A 16,474-nucleotide genomic window follows, 5' to 3' on the forward strand; every position below is an offset into this window, starting at 1 on the left:
TGCCGTCGCTGCCCGCGTCGGTACGGGGCACGGCGCGGCCGGTGCCGTCGGACGGCTGCCGGGGTGCGGCGGTCTCGGCGGGGCCCGCACCCGACGCGGCCTCGTCACCCCCCGGCCGGGACGCCCGCACCCGTACCGGTGGAGGAAGCTCACCGGCGAGGATCGCCGCCTCCAGGCGGCGCAGCTCCCGGCCCGGTTCGAGCCCCAGCTCCTGGCCGAGGATCCGGCGCCCGTCCCGGAACGCCTCCAGCGCCTCCGCCTGCCGGCCGGACCAGTACAGGGCGCACATCAGCTGGCCCCGCAGCCGTTCCCGCAACGGGTTCTCGTGCGTGAGGAGTTGCAGCTCACCGACCAGCCGGTCGTGCCGGCCGAGCTCCAGTTCCGACTGCATCCGCAGCTCGACGGCGCTCAGCCGCTCCTCGTCGAGCCGGCGTGCCTTGTTGGCGAGCGGGGCGCTGTCCAGACCGGTCAGGCAGTGCCCCTGCCACAGTGCCACCGCGGACTTCAGGAGCGCCACCGCCTTCTCGGACTCGCCCTCGTCGCGCTGCCGCCTGGCCATCGCGACCAGTCCGGTGAAGAGCAGCGAATCCACGTCCCCGGTGTCCACGTGCAGGACGTATCCCGGCGGGCGGGTCGATATCGACACCGTGCTGTCCGCGCCGGCCAGCAGCTTCCGCAGCCGGGACACGCATATCTGCACCTGGGTGCGGGCGGTCTCCGGCGGATTGTCCTCCCAGATGAGGTCCACCAGGTAGTTCGTGCTGACGACCCGGTTCGCTTCGAGCAGCAACGCGGCGAGGATGACCTCCTGCCGCCCGGGCGGCACGCGCAGCGGACCGTCCTTGCCGCGCACCTGGAGCGGGCCCAGCAGCTGGAAGGGGGGCCCCACCGCGCCGGGGGCATCCTGGACCGTGTGCGTCGTACCCTCGGCCACCGAGACCCCCAGCTCGTAAGCGCGTTGATACTCCGGGACCAACGTCGCCTCAGTTTTCACAATCCTCACGCATCTGTCCATCCTGCGTGCTCAGCGTGACCGACCGGCGGATAGCGGCGCGATAGGCGGGGGTTGGCGCGACCCGGAAGAGTGCCGGGCGAAGGAGAAAGGAGGCGTCCACATGCACACCGACGCCTGGACGAGCAGCGCCCCGTACGCGGGGGGCGACCTGGTCACCGCCGCGGGGGCCGACCACGTCCGTCTCGTCTACGAATACCTCGACGCCGGCGACCTCGACGGGTGCGCCTCGCTGCTGCACGACCGGATCGCCCTGGACCTGCCCGGCGCCCCTACGGCCCATGGCCGGATCGCGTTCCTGCACGCCCACCGCGACCACCTCGGGCCCCCGGCCCGCCACGTGATCGACCACGTCGTCGCGCACGCCCGGAACGTGGTGGCCGCGGGGCGCCGCTTCGGCCCGGGCGCCGATGACGCGTGCGTGCGCTTCGTGGACTTCTTCCGCATCGCCGAGGACGGCATGGTGGAGTCCTGCGTCCGCTACTACCACGCGTTGCCCTGACCGGCTCCGCCCGCCGAGCGCAGGGCGTCGGCGCGGTAGTCGCGCGGCGCCATCCCGTACGCCGCGCGGAAGGCCCGGCTGAACACGGTCGCGTCGGTGAAGCCCCAACGGGCGGCGACGGCCTGGATGGGCTCCCGGCGCAGCTCGGGGCGGGCCAGGTCCGTGCGGCAGCCGTCGAGCCGGCGGCGGCGGATCATCGCGGCGACGCTCTCGGGCTGGTCGCGGAAGAGGGCGTGCAGGCTGCGCAACGACAGGTGGTGGCGGGCGGCGATGAGGCTGGGCGACAGTCCGGGATCCCCGATGTGACGGTCGATGAAGGCGCTGACCCGCCGCAGCAGGACGTGCGCCCGCAGCTCGGCGGGCGCCTCCACGGGGAAGGAGCCGATCCGGTCGGCCAGACAGGAAGCCGCCAGGTCCACGGCCATCTCGCCGAGCACGCCGAGCTGTCGGGGTGTGCAGCCGGCCCCCGTGGCGGCGAGGTTCGTCAGGAAGCCGGCCAGAACCGCGCCCATCCCCGCGTCGCCCGGAACACACCGCGCGAGGATCCGGTCCACCCGCTGCGACGGCAACGGCATCCGGGCCTTCGGTATCTGGAGGACGAGCACCTCGACCTCGCGCCCGTCGGTCCCCGACCCCGACTCGTACGGACGCGAGGTGTCCCACAACGCCATTCCGCCGACGCCCAGTTCGGCCTCGCCGCCCTGCTGCGCGAACCACGCCGAACCGCGGGTCACCAGCGCCAGCTGGTACTGCTCCGGATCGCCTCTACGGATCAGCGCCGGGGTCCTGCGCGACCGCAGCGGCCCGTAGCTGAACCGCGCCAGCTGTACGGTGCCCAGGCCGAGCATCCCGCCCCGCGCGTCGAAGCGGCCCGGGTCCGCGGCGCGGAACTCCGTGGGCAGCAGGACGTCCGACACCACCTGCTCGAACCACTCGAACCGGTTGTCCGGCGCCATCTCGGCCGCCGCCATCTCCTGCCACACCGTCGGACACACCCCCGTCACGCCTGCTCAGCCGGCGGAGGACGTCGGTCTCCGGCCGAGTGCAGTCTGCTGGACCGGCCGAGACGGCGACAAGCGGCACCACGGCCCACCGCAGGTCAGGAAGCGGTGGTTCCGGCCGGTCCGTCCGGGGAGCGCAGCACCAGCAGGGTGATCTCACTGGGCGCGAAGACACGGAACGGCGGGCCCCAGAAGCCGGTGCCCCGGCTGGTGTACAGCTGTGTGCGGTCGCCGTGGCTGCTCAGCCCGGCGACGGCCGGCTGGTCGAGGCGGACCAGGTAGTGGAACGGCCAGATCTGGCCGCCGTGGGTGTGGCCCGACAGCTGGAGATCGACGCCGCCCTCGGCGGCCCGGTCGATGAACTTCGGCTGGTGGGCCAGGAGCAGGACCGGCAGGTCCGGATCGGCGCCGTCCAGCGCCCCGGCGAGGTGCGCGCGGTGACCGGCCAGGCCCGAGGACTCGGCGGTGACGTCGTCCACACCGGCGACCACGAGGGTGTCGCCGCCGCGTTCGAGCAGCACATGGCGGTTGCGCAGCGGCTGCCAGCCCAGCTCGTCCATCAGGTCCACCCAGCCCTGGGCCTCGCTGTAGTACTCGTGGTTCCCGGTGACGTAGACGCGGGCGTGGGCGGCGCGCACCGTGCCGAGCGGCGCGGCCTGGGAGCGGCGGCGCTCGGCGGTGCCGTCCGCGATGTCACCGGTGTGGCAGACCAGGTCCGCCTCCAGCGCGTCGACCTCCGCGCACACCCGCTCCGACCAGCGGACCCGGTCCAGCGGCCCGTAGTGCGTGTCGGTGATGAGGACCACCCGTGTGCCGTCCAGGCCGGGCCCGAGGCGCGGCAGCCGCACCTCGACCCGGCGCACCCTCGGCACCCGGCGCGCCTCGGCGTAACCCCAGCCGAGCAGGAGGGCGGCGGCCGCGAGCACCGACCAGGTGACGATCCTGGCCCGGTCCTGCCCGTCACCGGCTCCGGCCGCCGTCAGGGCGAGCCGCAGCAGCACACCGAGCAGCACGGACCAGGTGAACAGCACCCAGACGGACCCGAGCAGGCTGTCCCCGACGATCGCCGCCCGGTCCTGCTGCCGCCTGCCGTGTCCCCGCATCATCGCGACCGGCATGGTGACGAGACCGAGTCCGAAGAGACAGGTGCCGCCCACGGTGACGGGGAGCGGCCAGTGCTGCCCGGCGTACAGCAGCACCCAGCACGGCACGGCCCACAGCAGGACCGGGGCGACCAGGGGGATGTAACGCATCAGGCGCCGTACCCGGCTCGGCGGCCCTGCCGCCGCCTTGCCGTCCGCGGACGGGGCCTCGCTGGTGTCGGTCACGTTTCCCCTCCTCGGGCGGCCGGAATGCCGCCGGGCACTGTACCCGGTCGCCCCCGAGGGCCGGATACGGTCACCACGGCCCGGCGGCCGGAGGGTCAGCCGGCGGCGGCGATCCAGGCGTCCAGCTGCTCGCGGGTGGTCGTGGGGTCCGCGATCAGTCCGGCGAGTGCGTCGTCGGCGTGATGGCGGGTCGAGACCGCCGGACAGCGCCGGCACGCCTCGACACCGCTCTGCGTCCACCACTGGCACCTCGTCCGCAGATGGCAGCGCGGCACGGCCGCCTCGACCGCCCTCGGCGCGGCGGCGACCACCCGCTCCACGAGGGCGCAGTCGTCGCCCCGCCGGTTGGCGCAGCCGCTGACGCAGTGCGAGGCGAACCGCAGGATGCGCCGGGGGTCGATGCCCTCGGGCACGTCGCCCAGCACCTGGGAGGCGGGCACCGGGTCGGCCAGATAGGCGACCCGGCCCTCCGGCCCGGACCGCACACCCAGGACGACCGCCTCGGGCGCGTGCGCGTCACCGCTGGGACACCAGCTCGTCGGGGACTCGTCCTCGTCCACGGTCCTCGGCCCTCCGTGTCAGCAGGCGGCGCGGGAGGCCGCGCTGTTCTGGCTGATGTAGCCGGTCGGGTCGATGCCCAGGGCCGCGCCGGACTCCTGATCGGCGGCCTGCCGGATGCTCGCCTTCAGCTGTTCCAGCGAGGTGACGCGCTCGACGGGGGCGGCGGTGGCCGTGGCCGATCCGGCCACCAGGACACCGGCGGCGACGAGGGCCACGGCGGCGGTGGCCGCCGCCGTCCGGGACGAGTTCTTCTTCATGGGGACTCCCTTGGCTGCGGACATGGTCCGGCCGCTCGGATGCGGCCCGCCACATGCGCGGCACGCTAAGGGCTGTCCCGTGCGCCGGGCGGCAGTCGCTGCGGCGGTCGACCGGCAGCCGCCGGCCCCTACCCCCGCGAGAGGGCGACCGCGGCCCGGGACGGGGCGGGGGAGGGCGAGGAGGTCAGGCGCAGGCCGACCTCGATCAGGGTCCAGCCGAGACGGGTGCGCAGTGCGCGGGGGGCCCGGGCGGATGCGGCGAGGCGGTACACGTCTGCCTCGGCGCGGAGTTCGGCGGTGCGGGCGTGGTGCACGGCGAGGTGGGCGTGGGGATGCATCGGTGGGTCTCCTTTACTCGGTGGTGAGGGGGAAGGCATGGGTGTGGAGGCGTACGCGGGTGCTGTCGTCCCCGGCCTCGTCGGTGATCCGGTCGCGGTACTCGTCGATGAGCGCGTGCATCTTTCCGATGAGCTCGCCGGCGAGTTCGGGCGTCAGCCGCAGGGTCGCGCTGCTCATGTCCCAGGTGCGCTGCCACTCCTCGGGCCAGGCGTTCCGGTCGCCGAGCCAGGTCGACAGGTCCCGGGCCTGGGTGTGCGCGACCTCGTGCAGGTACATCTCGGCGGCCCCGCGCACCTCCGGGCTGGAGTGGTTGAGCAGGGAGTCGTCGAAGGTCAGCCCCTGACTCGCCGCCTGCCACCAGCGCTCCCGCCCCTTGCCGTGCTCGGGGGCGTCCTTGATGAAGCCGTGTGCCGCGAGCTGGCGCAGGTGGTAGCTGGTGGCGCCGCTCGACTCGCCCAGTTTCGCGGCGAGTTGGGATGCGGTGGCCGGTCCGTCGAAGCGCAGCGCGTCCAGCAGCCGCATGCGCAGCGGGTGGGCGAGCCCACGCAGCGAGCGGGCGTCGAGCGTGCGGGTCAGTCCGTCGGGCTGTTCTTCCATGGCTCCAAGGTAGCCATGCAAAGACTCGGTTGCAAGCACTTCTTTGCAACTAGTTCTTTGCAGCCTCTGCTCCGTGCCGCCCGATCGCCCGATCCGCCGGTTGCCCTGTGGGCCGGACAGGTCGGTGAGCCGAGCCGGGGCGATCGTTTCTTGCCGATCTCTCCGCCGCCGGCTGCAGTGGTCTGCCCGGGCGTGCCGGGAGCGTTACGGTAAGTGATCAGTATGCCGCGTGTTCCCTCGGATGGCGCTACTTTGAGTAGCCGATTTCTGCATTCTCGTCCCCCCTTTGGAAAGGGTGGTTAAGCAATCTTGCGGGATGTGTTTCGGCCATCTAGGGCTCGCAAGGTTGTGCGAAGATCTTCGGAGATGCGAGTCTCTTGATCGAAAGAAAACCGGGGGCGCGACACAATCCAACGCCGCGTTTTCCCACAGGGGACGGGAGTGGAGTCTTGGGTGTCGTGCCGTACATCGCACCGCCGAACGGTGCGGTAGTTGACATGCGACGCAGTCGACGCGTCCTTGCCTGCCCGGTGGTGCTCGCATCCGGTGTGAGCTCGGCATGAGCTGCATTCCGCCCCCGACGCGCATCGGCGGGCCGGCCGCAGAACGTCCGTGAATTCCGCTTCGGCTGCACGCTCGATCATCCGACGGATCGAATAGAGCGCACCTGGGGCCGCCTCATGTGAGGTGTCGGGAACGTGTTCTTGGGGCGTCATTTCCGTTGCCTTCCTCCGGGGGCTACCGATTCCGTCACAGATCAGGTGGTGTTCGCTGCCCATTTACGTCGGTCGACCGGTGAGAGACCGGTGTCGGCCGCCCCTGTCTCACGCGACCGTGGGAGCCGTCCACGCACGCCCGGTACCAGTCCGGTTCGCCGGCCGCCTTCAGCTCGGCGAGCCGGATGCGGCGCTGGTCGCAGTCTCCAGCCTGTTGCCGGCGTCGAGGACGCCGCCGGCAGATCTGCCCGAAGGTGCACCACGGCCGCAGGCGCAGGGGTGGTTCGGTGGGCACGTACAAGGTCCTGCGGACACAGCCGGTCCGCCACCAGCCGCGGCCTCGGCGCCTCCTCGGACCAGAGCGACAGCAGCGGCTCCCTCAGCGCACACGTCGTCCAGGCTCCACGGCCGAGTCCTCACTCCGCAAACGGCCGCCCTACCGGTCACGCCGGAGCAGAGCGCTCCGACGAGCTCGTGTCACGCGCCGCTTGCGCGGTGACGCGCGTGGACCTCGGACCTGCCTGGACGCCCGGCGCATGGGCCGGGCAACAACTTCGGACTCCGGGCGGTTCACGCCCGGTGGCCCCACACGGGGCCCGTATGGAAGGAGAACACGATGGAGAACCAGCAGCAGCGCGAGGAGTCGTCGGTGCAGCAGGGCTACGAGCCGCCCGCGCTGACGGCCGTCGGGGAGTTTTCGGAGGACACGCTCGGCTTCGGCAGCGACCACTCCGACGTCCTCGGCAAGCAGGGCTGGTAAGAAGCCGACCGACCCTGATGGAGTGACATGAGCACCGGGTTCGTCGTCCTGCCCGACGGTTGCCCCACCGACCCCACGTGGCTCTTCGAGTCGCCACAGGTCATGACCCACCCCTCGGGCAAGCCCTGGCTGGTCGGCCGGTGGGATGCGGACGAAATGGTCCGGGTCCAGGCGGGCTCGGTATGTGTGGTGGTGATCGGACACTGTCCGGTCACCACCACACGGCTCACCCGGCTCGTCGAACGCGTGCGGTCACCTTCCGATGCCAGTGCCCTGGCCCGGGAACTGCCCGGCAGTTACCACCTGATCGTCGCCTCTCCCGAGGGGACGAGTGTCCACGGCACCATCACGGGCCTGCGCCAGGTCTTCCACAGCCGGGTGGACGGACATCCCGTCGCGTCGGACCGCCCCGACACCTTGGCGCTGCTGACCGGCGCGGGCGTGGACGAAGGTGTGCTGGCGACACGGCTGGCGACCGGCGGTCTACTCCCGGCTCCACTCGGCAGTGCCAGCGTCTGGTCCGGGATCCGCGCCGTCCCGGACGATCACCGCTTGCTCCTCACGGGCGGTCGCGCGCGGGAGATCCCCTGGTGGCGGCCACCGGAGCCCGAACTCCCGCTTGAGCGTGGCGCATCGGCGGTCCATGCCGCACTCGAGGAGGCCGTGGACGGCCGCACCGCCGGCCAGGGGCTGCTGAGTGCCGATCTGTCCGGCGGCATGGATTCCACCGCCCTGTGCTTCCTCGGCGCCCGGAAAACCCCTGACCTGCTCACCTTCCGGTGGGCCGAGGCGGACTCGGGGAACGACGACGCGGCCTTCGCGGAGCACTCGGCGGCTCTGCTGGAGCACGCCTCCCACATGGTCGTGGCACAGCGCGAACTTCCCGCCTTGTTCGCGCACCCCGCAGACCTGGCGGACACCGAACAGCCGTACCTGTTCGCGCGGACCTTGGCCCGCATGAAACACACGGCCGGCCTTCTGGCCGAACGCGGCTCGCGCGCGCACCTGGCCGGCCACGGCGCGGACGAACTGTTCGGCAGGCTTCCCGGCTATCTGCACCGGCTGTTGCGCCGTCGCCCGCGACTCGCGGTGCGTCACCTGCGCGGCTACCGGGCCCTCAATCGCTGGCCCCTGCGCGGGACGCTTGCCGAGCTCGCCCGCGCGGATTCCGTAGGTGACTGGTGGCGCGGCCAGGCCGACTCCCTCACCGACCCTGCTCCGGCGCCCCGGCACCCGCCACTGGGATGGGGTCTGATGCCGCTGCGTGCCCCGGTCTGGGTGACGGACGCAGCGGTCGACGCCGCCAGGTCGGAGCTGCGGAAGACGGCCGACAACGCCCGCCCCCTCGCTGCTGATCGCGGCCAACATCAGTTCCTGGTGGCCCTGCGGGCGACGGCGCCGGCGTACCGGCAGTTCGCCGGGCTCTTCGGCCAGGCGGGGATCCGGCTCCACCAGCCCTACCTGGACGACCGCGTCGTGGAGGCTGCTCTGGCCGTACGGGTGCACGAGCGTTGCACACCATGGGAGTACAAGCCCCTGTTGGCCGCGGCCATGCGGGACGTGCTGCCCGAACGCGTGCGCACCCGAACCACCAAGGGCTCGTTCGACGAGGACCTTCGTGTCGGGTTCAGCCGCAGCCTCGACGAGCTCCTGGAACTCTTCGAGGGCTCGGAACTCGCCAAGGCCGGCCTGATCTCGGCAGACGCGGTCCGCACACAACTGCTCACGCCCCAGGCCGACCTGGGGAGGAACTTCGCCATCGAGCACCTCCTCGGTTGCGAAACCTGGTTCCGGGCCGCACGCGACCTCGCGCGAAACGAAGGACGGCACAAACAGACATGAGCGTCACCTACATCCTCAACCCGCAGGTATCCCTCGCCGAGACGGACGACGGAGCCGTACTTCTCCATGAACGCACCGGTCGCTACTGGCAGCTGAACACCACGGGGTTCTCCGTCCTCCGCAGCCTGACCAGTGGCCAGACCAGCGAGGAAGCGGCTCAGACCCTCGCCTCCCAGCGCTCCATCTCCGCCACGCGCGCTCGCGACGACATCGCGGTCCTCCTGGGTTCGCTGTGCTCGGCGGACCTGTTGCGGGAGCGCCGATGAGCATCCCAGTGGCGTTGTCCCGCCGTGATCGGCTGCCGCCGTACCGCAGAGTGGTTCCTCTCCTGGCCGTGTCCGTCGCCGGAATCCTCAGCAGGCTCTCTCCATCCAGGCTGCGCGCGGTACTGGAGTTCGCCCGCCGCCGTGCCGCACCGGCCACCGCGGACCAGGCCGCGGCGGCACGCGCGGCCGTGGTCGCCGTCAGCCTGCGATGCGCGGGACAGGCATGCCTGCAGCGTTCGGTGGCAACCGCCCTTCTGTGCCGGGCGCGCGGCACGTGGCCCACGTGGTGCACGGGCGTCCGTACGAACCCTTTCGCGGCCCATGCCTGGGTCGAAGTCGAGGGGGCTCCGGTGGGAGAACCGTATCCAGCGGGCCACTTCCGGACACTCCTGGCGGTCGGGCCTGCCGATGGCCTGGCGGCGAAGCGGCCGCGATAGGGCCGGGAGCACTCAGTGGTGTGATCGGCTACGGACAGGCTCGTCGCGTGACGGAGCGGTCGCGGAGGGCGGGCTGACCCACGCAGATCCGCCGGACAGGCCCCAGGCCCACCCCGGCGCTGTGACATCGCGTGACAGATGAGAGGCTCGGAAGGGTGAGCGAGACACCACCGAACACCCTGCAATACCGCTTCGACGGGCCGGAAGACGCCCCGGTCCTGGTCATCGGCCCCTCACTGGGTACCACCTGGCATATGTGGGACCGCCAGATACCCGAGCTCACCCGGCACTGGAGAGTCTTCCGGTACGACCTCCCCGGCCACGGCGGCGCCCCCGCCCGGCCCGCGACCGCCGTGGCGGACCTCGGTGACCGGCTGCTCGCGACGCTCGACGGGGTCGGGGTCCAGCGGTTCGGGTACGCGGGGTGCTCCATCGGCGGGGCGATCGGCGCGGACCTGGCGCTGCGGCACCCGCACCGGGTGGCCGCGCTCGCACTGGTGGCGGCCTCGCCCCGGTTCGGCAGCGCCGACGAGTTCCGGCAGCGCGGCGTCATCGTCCGTACGAACGGTTTGGAGCCCATGGCGCGCACCGCGCCCGAGCGCTGGTTCACGCCCGCCTTCGCCGCGGCGCAGCCCGCCATCGTGGAGTGGGCCGTCCAGATGGTGCGGACCACCGACCCGGGGTGCTACATCGCCGCCTGCGAGGCCCTGGCCGCGTTCGACGTCCGTACGGAACTGAGCCGCATCCCCGTCCCCACCCTCGTCGTGGTCGGGGCGGAGGACCGGGTGACCGGGCCCGGTGACGCGCGCACCCTGGTCGCGGGGATACCGGACGCCCGGCTTGCGCTGGTGCCCGGGGCCTCGCACCTGGCGCCCGTGGAGCAGCCGGGGGCGGTCACCGATCTCCTGCTCACCCACTTCTCCACCGCCTGGCAGGACACCCAGGCGGCCATCCCGATGCCCGACTCCGTGCCCCGGCTCACCGCCCCGGTCCAGCCCGTCGCGGAGATCGCCCCCGCCGGGCCGGCCCCCGAGGCGGCGGCCGGCGGGCGCCCCGACCCGTACGCGCCGGGCATGCGGCTGCGGCGCGAGGTGCTGGGAGACGCGCAGGTGGACGGGGTCCTGGCCGACGCCGACGATTTCACCGGAGACTTCCAGGAGCTGGTCACCCGGTACGCCTGGGGCGAGGTGTGGAGCCGGGAGGGGCTGGACCGGCGCACCCGCTCGGCCGTCACCCTCACCGCGCTCGTCGCCTCCGGGCGGATGGAGAGCCTGGCCGCGCACACCAGGGCGGCCCTCCGCAACGGCCTCACGCCCGCCGAGATCCGCGAGGTGCTGATGCAGACGGCCGTGTACTGCGGGGTTCCGGCCGCGAGCGCCGCCTTCACGATCGCGCAGTCGGTGATTCGGGCGGAAACGACGCCGCCCGCGTAGCAGGATGGAGCCATGAGCAGCCACACCGAGAACGCCGCGCCGACCCTGACCAAGCAGTCGCACTCCTGCATCCGCCTGGAGAAGGACGGGCGCACGCTCGTCATCGACCCCGGCGGTTTCTCGGAGGGCGACGCGGCGATCGGCGCCGAGGCGATCCTCGTGACGCACGAGCACCCCGACCACTTCGACGAGGGGCGGATCCGGGCCGGTCTCGAAGCCGACCCGGCGGCCCGGGTCTGGACCCTGCGCAGCGTCGCCGAGCGGCTGAGCGCGGCCTTCCCGGGGCGCGTCCACACGGTCGGCCACGGCGACACCTTCTCGGCCGCCGGCTTCGACATCGAGGTGCACGGAGAGCTGCACGCGGTGATCCACCCGGACATCCCACGCGTCACCAACATCGGCTTCCTGGCCGACGGCCAGGTCTTCCACCCCGGCGACGCCCTGACGGTGCCGGGCCGGGCCGTCGACACGCTGCTGCTGCCGGTGATGGCCCCGTGGAACAAGATCTCCGAGGTCATCGACTACGTGCGCGAGGTGAAGCCGCGCCGCGCCATCGACATCCACGACGCGCTCCTCACCGACCTGGCCCGGCCGATCTACGACCGGCAGATCGGCGAGCTGGGCGGTTCCGACCATGCCCGGATGACTCCGGGCGACTCGACGGGCCTGTGACGGCCGCCGCCCCGGCGGCTGTCAGTGGCAGGCGTTAGGTTTACGTACATGCGCATCGCCACCTGGAACGTCAACTCGATCACCGCCCGCCTGCCGAGGCTGCTGGCCTGGCTGGAGAGCAGCGGCACCGACGTGCTGTGCCTCCAGGAGACCAAGTGCACCGCCGAGCAGTTCCCCGCCGACGCGCTCCGCGAGGCGGGCTACGAGTCCGCGGTCAACGCCAACGGGCGGTGGAACGGGGTCGCGCTGATCTCCCGCGCCGGCCTGTCCGACATCGTGATGGGCCTGCCCGGCGGGCCGGCCTACGAGACCGCGCAGGAGCCCCGCGCGATCAGCGCGACGTGCGGTCCGGTGCGCCTCTGGTCGGTGTACGTGCCCAACGGCCGCGAGGTCGCCCACGAGCACTACGCGTACAAGCTGCGCTGGCTGGAGGCGCTGCGCGAGGCCGTGGCGGCCGACGCCGCCGGCGCGGCCCCCTTCGCCGTGCTCGGCGACTTCAACGTGGCCCCGACCGACGAGGACGTCTGGGACCCGGCCCTCTTCGAGGGGGCCACGCATGTCACGCCCGCCGAGCGCGACGCCCTGGCCGCCCTGCGCGCCGAGGGCCTGTCCGACGTGATGCCCCGCCCGCTGAAGTACGACCGCCCGTACACCTTCTGGGACTACCGCGAGCTGCGCTTCCCGAAGAACAAGGGCATGCGCATCGACCTCGTCTACGGCAACGCCCCCTTCACCGCCGCCGTGCAGGACAGCTACGTGGACCGCGAGGAGCGCAAGGGCAAGGGCGCCTCCGACCACGCACCGGTGGTCGTGGACCTCGACCTCTGACGGGCCCGGGTGTTCCGTGAACGCCCGGTGACCGAGCGCTGTTCGGCGCTCGAACGACAGGCCGCGCGCCCTGTGGTGCGCGGGTGCGCCGGGATGCGATTCTGAGTGGTATGAACATCCCTTTCTTGGACAACTGGCGTAAGCGTCACGACGGGGCCCGGAAGACGGGCCTCGCGGGCGCCGCCGACGCCGATCCGGAGGGCGTGGCCGAACTGCTCGCCGAGTGCGAGCTGCTCCGGGTCCGGGTGGGGGAGTACGGCATCGAACTGGACGACAGCCCCGCCTCGTTGACGGCCCTCGACCAGTTGGTGCCCCGCTGGCGCGACGACCCGGAGGAACTGCCCTGGCTGGGCAACGACGCCGGGCTCTACCTCGGCACGGTCCTGGTGCGCAACGTCGCCGGGGCGCACTGGCACGTCTGGCCGAGCGGTCAGCCCGTGGTGCGGCTCGCCTCGGGCCGTGAGATCGACGTGGTCGCGTCGGGCCTGGACTGGGCGATGTCCGGCAGCCCCGAGCTCTCCCAGGTGTACGCGGAGTCCGCCGAGGGCTGACCCACTGCACGCGGCGAACTGCGCGAAGCGATAAGAATCCTTTTGCCCCATTGGTGCGTGTCGGTCGAGAAGTCCCTTGCCGGGCTGGTTAGTTTGCGCTGACCTCGACCGAGCGACAAGTGGGTAGGGCAGCGTATGGCCGTCGATCCGTTGATCGAGCTGCGAGACGTCAACAAGTACTACGGGAAGTTGCACGTACTGCAGGACATCAATCTCACCGTCGGCCGCGGGGAGGTGGTGGTGGTCATCGGCCCGTCCGGCTCCGGGAAGTCGACGCTCTGCCGGACGATCAACCGGCTGGAGACCGTCGAGTCGGGCCACATCACCATCGACGGCAAACCCCTTCCCGAGGAAGGCCGGGGACTGGCCCAGCTGAGGGCCGAAGTCGGCATGGTCTTCCAGTCGTTCAACCTCTTCGCGCACAAGAGCGTCCTCGCCAACGTCTCCCTGGCCCAGGTCAAGGTGCGCAAGCGGAAGAAGGACGAGGCGGACCAGCGCTCCCGCGAACTCCTGGACCGGGTGGGGCTCGGCGCGCACGCCGACAAGTTCCCCGCCCAGCTCTCCGGCGGGCAGCAGCAGCGCGTCGCCATCGCCCGCGCCCTCGCCATGGACCCCAAGGCGCTCCTGTTCGACGAGCCGACCTCGGCGCTCGACCCGGAGATGATCAACGAAGTCCTCGAAGTGATGCGGCAGCTCGCCCGCGAGGGCATGACCATGGTCGTCGTCACCCACGAGATGGGCTTCGCCCGCTCCGCCGCCAACCGGGTCGTCTTCATGGCCGACGGCTGCGTCGTCGAGGACCGCACCCCGGAGGACTTCTTCACCTCCCCGGAGAGCGACCGGGCCAAGGACTTCCTGTCCAAGATCCTCAAGCACTGACGGGAGGCCCTGAATTGCGTACGAGGAAACTGCTGGCCGTCTGTGCCGGCCTCCTGCTCGCCCTCTTCGCCGCCGCCTGCGGCAAGGAGGGCAGCCCGCCGGTCAAGGGGCCGAAGGCCGACCAGCTGCCCGTCTACCAGGTCGACCAGGGCTTCCGGCTGCCGGACTCCCGGACCTGGCGGAACGCGAAGAAACGCGGCTACCTCCGGGTGGGCGCCAAGGAGGACCAGCCCTACCTGGGCGAGAAGGACCCCGCGACCGGCGTCTACTCCGGCTTCGACATCGAGATCGCCCGTATGATGTCCGCCGCGCTGGGCTTCGACCCGAAGACGATCCGCTTCAAGACGATCGCCTCCGCCAACCGCGAGACCGCCCTCCAGAACGGGCAGATCGACTACTACGTCGGTACGTACACCATCAACGACATGCGCAAGAAGCTCGTCGGCTTCGCCGGTCCCTACTACATGGCGGGCCAGGGACTGCTGGTGCGCACCGATGAGAACGACATCCACGGCCCGCAGGACCTGGCCGGCAAGACGGTCTGCTCGGCCGCGGGCTCGACCCCGTACCAGCGGATCGCCGCCGATTACCCGAAGGCGAAGCTGGTCGCTTATGACACGTACTCGATCTGCGTCGACAACCTGCTGACGTTCCAGGTGGACGTCGTCACCACCGACGACGCGATCCTGCTGGGCTTCGCCGCCAAGGCGCCCGACGAGATGAAGGTCGTCGGCAAGCCCTTCTCCGAGGAGCCGTACGGCATCGGGGTACCGCGCAGCGACAACGCGCTGCGCTTCGCACTGAACGACGCGCTGGAGGAGAACGAGAAGAACGGCAACTGGAAGAAGGCGTTCGAGGCGACCCTCGGCCTGTCCGGCGCGCCCGCGCCCAAGCCGCCGCCCATCGACCGCTACCCCGCGAACTGAGAGGACGGCCCGCCCCATGGACGTACTCACCGACAACTTCTCGCTCTACGGCAAGGGCTTCCTCGGCACCCTCGAACTCACCGTCTGGGCCTCGATCCTGGCCCTGGTCCTCGGCTTCGTCATGGCCTCCTTCCGGGTGGCGCCCGTCGGCTCGCTCCGGGTGTTCGGCACCGTATGGGTGACGGTCCTGCGCAACACCCCGCTCACCCTGCTCTTCTTCGCCGTGCTCCTCGGCCTGCCGCGCTTCGGGCTCGTCCTGCCGTTCAACGTGTTCGCGATCCTCGCGCTGGGCTGCTACACCTCCGCGTTCATCTGCGAGGTGCTGCGCTCCGGCATCAACACCGTGCCCACCGGGCAGGGCGAGGCGGCGCGGAGTCTCGGGATGACCTTCGGGCAGAGTCTCGGCGCCATCGTGCTGCCGCAGGCGTTCCGCTCGGTGATCCCGCCGATCGGCTCGACGCTCATCGCGCTCGCCAAGAACTCCGCGATCGCCGGGGCCTTCAGCGTCACCGAACTCCTCGGCACCTACAAGACCCTCAACGAGCTGGGCTACAGCATCATCTGGACCTTCGTGTGGATCGCCGTGGGGTACCTCATCATCACCCTCGCCATCAGCGCGCTCTTCCACGTCATGGAGAAGCGCTGGGGAGTCGCCCGATGACCGCTCACTCCGCACCCGCCAACGCCCTGTACGACATCCCGGGGCCGCACACCCGCAAACGGCACCGCCTCTACGGAATCGTGTCCACGCTCCTCATCCTCGCTCTGATCGGCTGGGTGATCTATCTCCTCTTCGACACCGACCAGTTCACCGCCGCCAAGTGGACGCCCTTCGAGTACAAGGGCATCCAGGAACTCCTGCTCCGCGGACTCGGCAACACCCTCAAGGCGTTCGCCTACGCCGCCGTCCTCTCCCTGGCCCTCGGCGCCGTCCTCGCGGTCGGGCGGCTGTCCGCACACCGCCCGGTGCGCTGGGTGGCGACGGTCCTCGTCGAGTTCTTCCGTGCCATGCCCGTACTGGTGATGATCTTCTTCATCTTCGTGGCGCTGAAGGTGCAGCCGCTGCCCGCGCTGGTCGCCGGACTGACGCTCTACAACGGCTCGGTGCTCGCCGAGGTGTTCCGTACCGGCATCAACTCCGTCGAGCGCGGCCAGCGCGAGGCGGCGTACGCGCTGGGCATGCGGAAGACGCAGGTCACCACCTTCGTCCTGGCGCCGCAGGCGATCCGCGCGATGCTTCCCACCATCATCAGCCAGCTGGTGGTGGCCCTGAAGGACACGTCGCTCGGCTACCTCATCACGTACGAGGAATTCCTCCAGGCGGGCAAGCTCATCGCCTCCAATCTGGACTACGATCTGCCTTTCATCCCCGTGGTGATGGTGATCTCACCGATCTACATCGGGATGTGCATGCTGCTCTCCTGGTTCGCCACCTGGGTGGCGAGGCGGCAACGGCGCAATCCGAAGACGGAGGCGGTGGGCGTCGGACCGGCACAGCCCGGCACGCTCATGCCGGGAGGGCGGTAGAGGGACGGGAGCAAGGTCCGCCCGGCAGCAGCCGGTGATC

General features: G+C 71.2%; 20 protein-coding genes. 13 read left to right on the forward strand and 7 right to left on the reverse strand.

What is annotated here, in order from left to right:
- Positions 1-871 (reverse strand): AfsR/SARP family transcriptional regulator (locus G3I41_RS21165; protein WP_164402010.1); only part of this gene is annotated, 871 nt, incomplete at its 3' end.
- A 244-nt stretch (positions 872-1,115) separates the two neighbouring features.
- Between G3I41_RS21165 and G3I41_RS21170 the strand changes: the two genes are divergently transcribed.
- Complete coding sequence (locus tag G3I41_RS21170; RefSeq protein WP_164401973.1) at positions 1,116-1,514, forward strand: nuclear transport factor 2 family protein; 399 nt, start codon at positions 1,116-1,118, stop codon at positions 1,512-1,514.
- Here G3I41_RS21170 and G3I41_RS21175 read toward each other — a convergent pair.
- The 6 genes from G3I41_RS21175 to G3I41_RS21200 form a co-directional block, all read right to left on the reverse strand.
- Complete coding sequence (locus G3I41_RS21175) at positions 1,496-2,518, reverse strand: helix-turn-helix domain-containing protein (RefSeq protein WP_343242198.1); 1,023 nt, start codon at positions 2,516-2,518, stop codon at positions 1,496-1,498. The genes G3I41_RS21170 and G3I41_RS21175 overlap by 19 nt on opposite strands.
- A 95-nt stretch (positions 2,519-2,613) precedes the next feature.
- A complete protein-coding gene (locus G3I41_RS21180; RefSeq protein ID WP_164401974.1) occupies positions 2,614-3,843 on the reverse strand; it encodes a metallophosphoesterase in 1,230 nt (409 codons plus the stop codon).
- A gap of 95 nt (positions 3,844-3,938) precedes the next feature.
- Entirely contained in the window at positions 3,939-4,403 is a 465-nt protein-coding gene (locus G3I41_RS21185) for a hypothetical protein (protein WP_164401975.1), read from the reverse strand.
- A gap of 18 nt (positions 4,404-4,421) precedes the next feature.
- Positions 4,422-4,661, reverse strand: a complete 240-nt coding sequence (locus tag G3I41_RS21190; RefSeq protein ID WP_164401976.1) for a hypothetical protein — start codon at positions 4,659-4,661, stop codon at positions 4,422-4,424.
- Between the two features lie 128 nt (positions 4,662-4,789).
- Positions 4,790-4,999: a hypothetical protein gene (locus G3I41_RS21195; protein WP_164401977.1), complete on the reverse strand. Its 210-nt coding sequence runs from the start codon at positions 4,997-4,999 to the stop codon at positions 4,790-4,792.
- A gap of 13 nt (positions 5,000-5,012) precedes the next feature.
- Positions 5,013-5,597 (reverse strand): helix-turn-helix domain-containing protein, encoded by a 585-nt coding sequence (locus tag G3I41_RS21200; protein ID WP_164401978.1) that lies wholly within the window; start codon positions 5,595-5,597, stop codon positions 5,013-5,015.
- Positions 5,598-6,929: 1,332 nt separating this feature from the next.
- On the opposite strand from G3I41_RS21200, the gene G3I41_RS21205 reads away from it, so the two are divergent.
- From G3I41_RS21205 to G3I41_RS21260, 12 genes are all read left to right on the forward strand, one after another.
- The gene (locus G3I41_RS21205; RefSeq protein WP_164401979.1) at positions 6,930-7,073 is read left to right on the forward strand and encodes a lasso RiPP family leader peptide-containing protein; all 144 of its coding nucleotides are present in this window, start codon (positions 6,930-6,932) and stop codon (positions 7,071-7,073) included.
- A 27-nt stretch (positions 7,074-7,100) separates the two neighbouring features.
- Complete coding sequence (locus tag G3I41_RS21210; RefSeq protein WP_164401980.1) at positions 7,101-8,915, forward strand: asparagine synthase; 1,815 nt, start codon at positions 7,101-7,103, stop codon at positions 8,913-8,915.
- The gene (locus G3I41_RS21215) at positions 8,912-9,181 is read left to right on the forward strand and encodes a lasso peptide biosynthesis PqqD family chaperone (protein ID WP_164401981.1); all 270 of its coding nucleotides are present in this window, start codon (positions 8,912-8,914) and stop codon (positions 9,179-9,181) included. The genes G3I41_RS21210 and G3I41_RS21215 overlap by 4 nt, the downstream gene beginning before the upstream one ends.
- On the forward strand, positions 9,178-9,618 hold the full coding sequence (locus G3I41_RS21220) for a lasso peptide biosynthesis B2 protein (RefSeq protein WP_164401982.1): 441 nt from the start codon (positions 9,178-9,180) through the stop codon (positions 9,616-9,618). The genes G3I41_RS21215 and G3I41_RS21220 overlap by 4 nt, the downstream gene beginning before the upstream one ends.
- Positions 9,619-9,773: 155 nt before the next feature.
- Positions 9,774-11,051 carry an alpha/beta fold hydrolase gene (locus tag G3I41_RS21225; RefSeq protein WP_164401983.1) on the forward strand — a complete coding sequence of 426 codons (1,278 nt, stop codon included), beginning with the start codon at positions 9,774-9,776 and terminating at the stop codon, positions 11,049-11,051.
- A gap of 12 nt (positions 11,052-11,063) precedes the next feature.
- A complete protein-coding gene (locus tag G3I41_RS21230) occupies positions 11,064-11,723 on the forward strand; it encodes an MBL fold metallo-hydrolase (protein ID WP_164401984.1) in 660 nt (219 codons plus the stop codon).
- Between the two features lie 48 nt (positions 11,724-11,771).
- Positions 11,772-12,551 (forward strand): exodeoxyribonuclease III, encoded by a 780-nt coding sequence (locus G3I41_RS21235; RefSeq protein ID WP_164401985.1) that lies wholly within the window; start codon positions 11,772-11,774, stop codon positions 12,549-12,551.
- Positions 12,552-12,661: 110 nt separating this feature from the next.
- The gene (locus tag G3I41_RS21240) at positions 12,662-13,102 is read left to right on the forward strand and encodes a DUF6278 family protein (protein ID WP_164401986.1); all 441 of its coding nucleotides are present in this window, start codon (positions 12,662-12,664) and stop codon (positions 13,100-13,102) included.
- 135 nt (positions 13,103-13,237) lie between these two features.
- Entirely contained in the window at positions 13,238-13,981 is a 744-nt protein-coding gene (locus G3I41_RS21245; protein WP_164401987.1) for an amino acid ABC transporter ATP-binding protein, read from the forward strand.
- A gap of 14 nt (positions 13,982-13,995) precedes the next feature.
- Positions 13,996-14,907 (forward strand): glutamate ABC transporter substrate-binding protein, encoded by a 912-nt coding sequence (locus G3I41_RS21250; protein ID WP_164401988.1) that lies wholly within the window; start codon positions 13,996-13,998, stop codon positions 14,905-14,907.
- A 16-nt stretch (positions 14,908-14,923) separates the two neighbouring features.
- Positions 14,924-15,568: an amino acid ABC transporter permease gene (locus G3I41_RS21255; protein WP_164401989.1), complete on the forward strand. Its 645-nt coding sequence runs from the start codon at positions 14,924-14,926 to the stop codon at positions 15,566-15,568.
- Positions 15,565-16,434, forward strand: coding sequence for an amino acid ABC transporter permease (locus G3I41_RS21260; RefSeq protein WP_164401990.1), 870 nt, complete (start codon positions 15,565-15,567; stop codon positions 16,432-16,434). The genes G3I41_RS21255 and G3I41_RS21260 overlap by 4 nt, the downstream gene beginning before the upstream one ends.
- The last annotated feature ends 40 nt before the right edge of the window (positions 16,435-16,474 follow it).

This window comes from Streptomyces sp. SID9727, from assembly GCF_010550605.1.
Lineage (GTDB): Bacteria > Actinomycetota > Actinomycetes > Streptomycetales > Streptomycetaceae > Streptomyces.

What these genes read in the sequence shown, in the direction of transcription:
- G3I41_RS21170 (WP_164401973.1), top strand. Translation starts at nt 1,116, where the DNA reads ATGCACACCGACGCCTGGACGAGCAGCGCCCCGTACGCGGGGGGCGAC.
- G3I41_RS21190 (WP_164401976.1), bottom strand. Translation starts at nt 4,661, where the DNA reads ATGAAGAAGAACTCGTCCCGGACGGCGGCGGCCACCGCCGCCGTGGCC.
- G3I41_RS21195 (WP_164401977.1), bottom strand. Translation starts at nt 4,999, where the DNA reads ATGCATCCCCACGCCCACCTCGCCGTGCACCACGCCCGCACCGCCGAA.
- G3I41_RS21200 (WP_164401978.1), bottom strand. Translation starts at nt 5,597, where the DNA reads ATGGAAGAACAGCCCGACGGACTGACCCGCACGCTCGACGCCCGCTCG.
- G3I41_RS21205 (WP_164401979.1), top strand. Translation starts at nt 6,930, where the DNA reads ATGGAGAACCAGCAGCAGCGCGAGGAGTCGTCGGTGCAGCAGGGCTAC.
- G3I41_RS21210 (WP_164401980.1), top strand. Translation starts at nt 7,101, where the DNA reads ATGAGCACCGGGTTCGTCGTCCTGCCCGACGGTTGCCCCACCGACCCC.
- G3I41_RS21215 (WP_164401981.1), top strand. Translation starts at nt 8,912, where the DNA reads ATGAGCGTCACCTACATCCTCAACCCGCAGGTATCCCTCGCCGAGACG.
- G3I41_RS21220 (WP_164401982.1), top strand. Translation starts at nt 9,178, where the DNA reads ATGAGCATCCCAGTGGCGTTGTCCCGCCGTGATCGGCTGCCGCCGTAC.
- G3I41_RS21230 (WP_164401984.1), top strand. Translation starts at nt 11,064, where the DNA reads ATGAGCAGCCACACCGAGAACGCCGCGCCGACCCTGACCAAGCAGTCG.
- G3I41_RS21235 (WP_164401985.1), top strand. Translation starts at nt 11,772, where the DNA reads ATGCGCATCGCCACCTGGAACGTCAACTCGATCACCGCCCGCCTGCCG.
- G3I41_RS21240 (WP_164401986.1), top strand. Translation starts at nt 12,662, where the DNA reads ATGAACATCCCTTTCTTGGACAACTGGCGTAAGCGTCACGACGGGGCC.
- G3I41_RS21245 (WP_164401987.1), top strand. Translation starts at nt 13,238, where the DNA reads ATGGCCGTCGATCCGTTGATCGAGCTGCGAGACGTCAACAAGTACTAC.
- G3I41_RS21255 (WP_164401989.1), top strand. Translation starts at nt 14,924, where the DNA reads ATGGACGTACTCACCGACAACTTCTCGCTCTACGGCAAGGGCTTCCTC.
- G3I41_RS21260 (WP_164401990.1), top strand. Translation starts at nt 15,565, where the DNA reads ATGACCGCTCACTCCGCACCCGCCAACGCCCTGTACGACATCCCGGGG.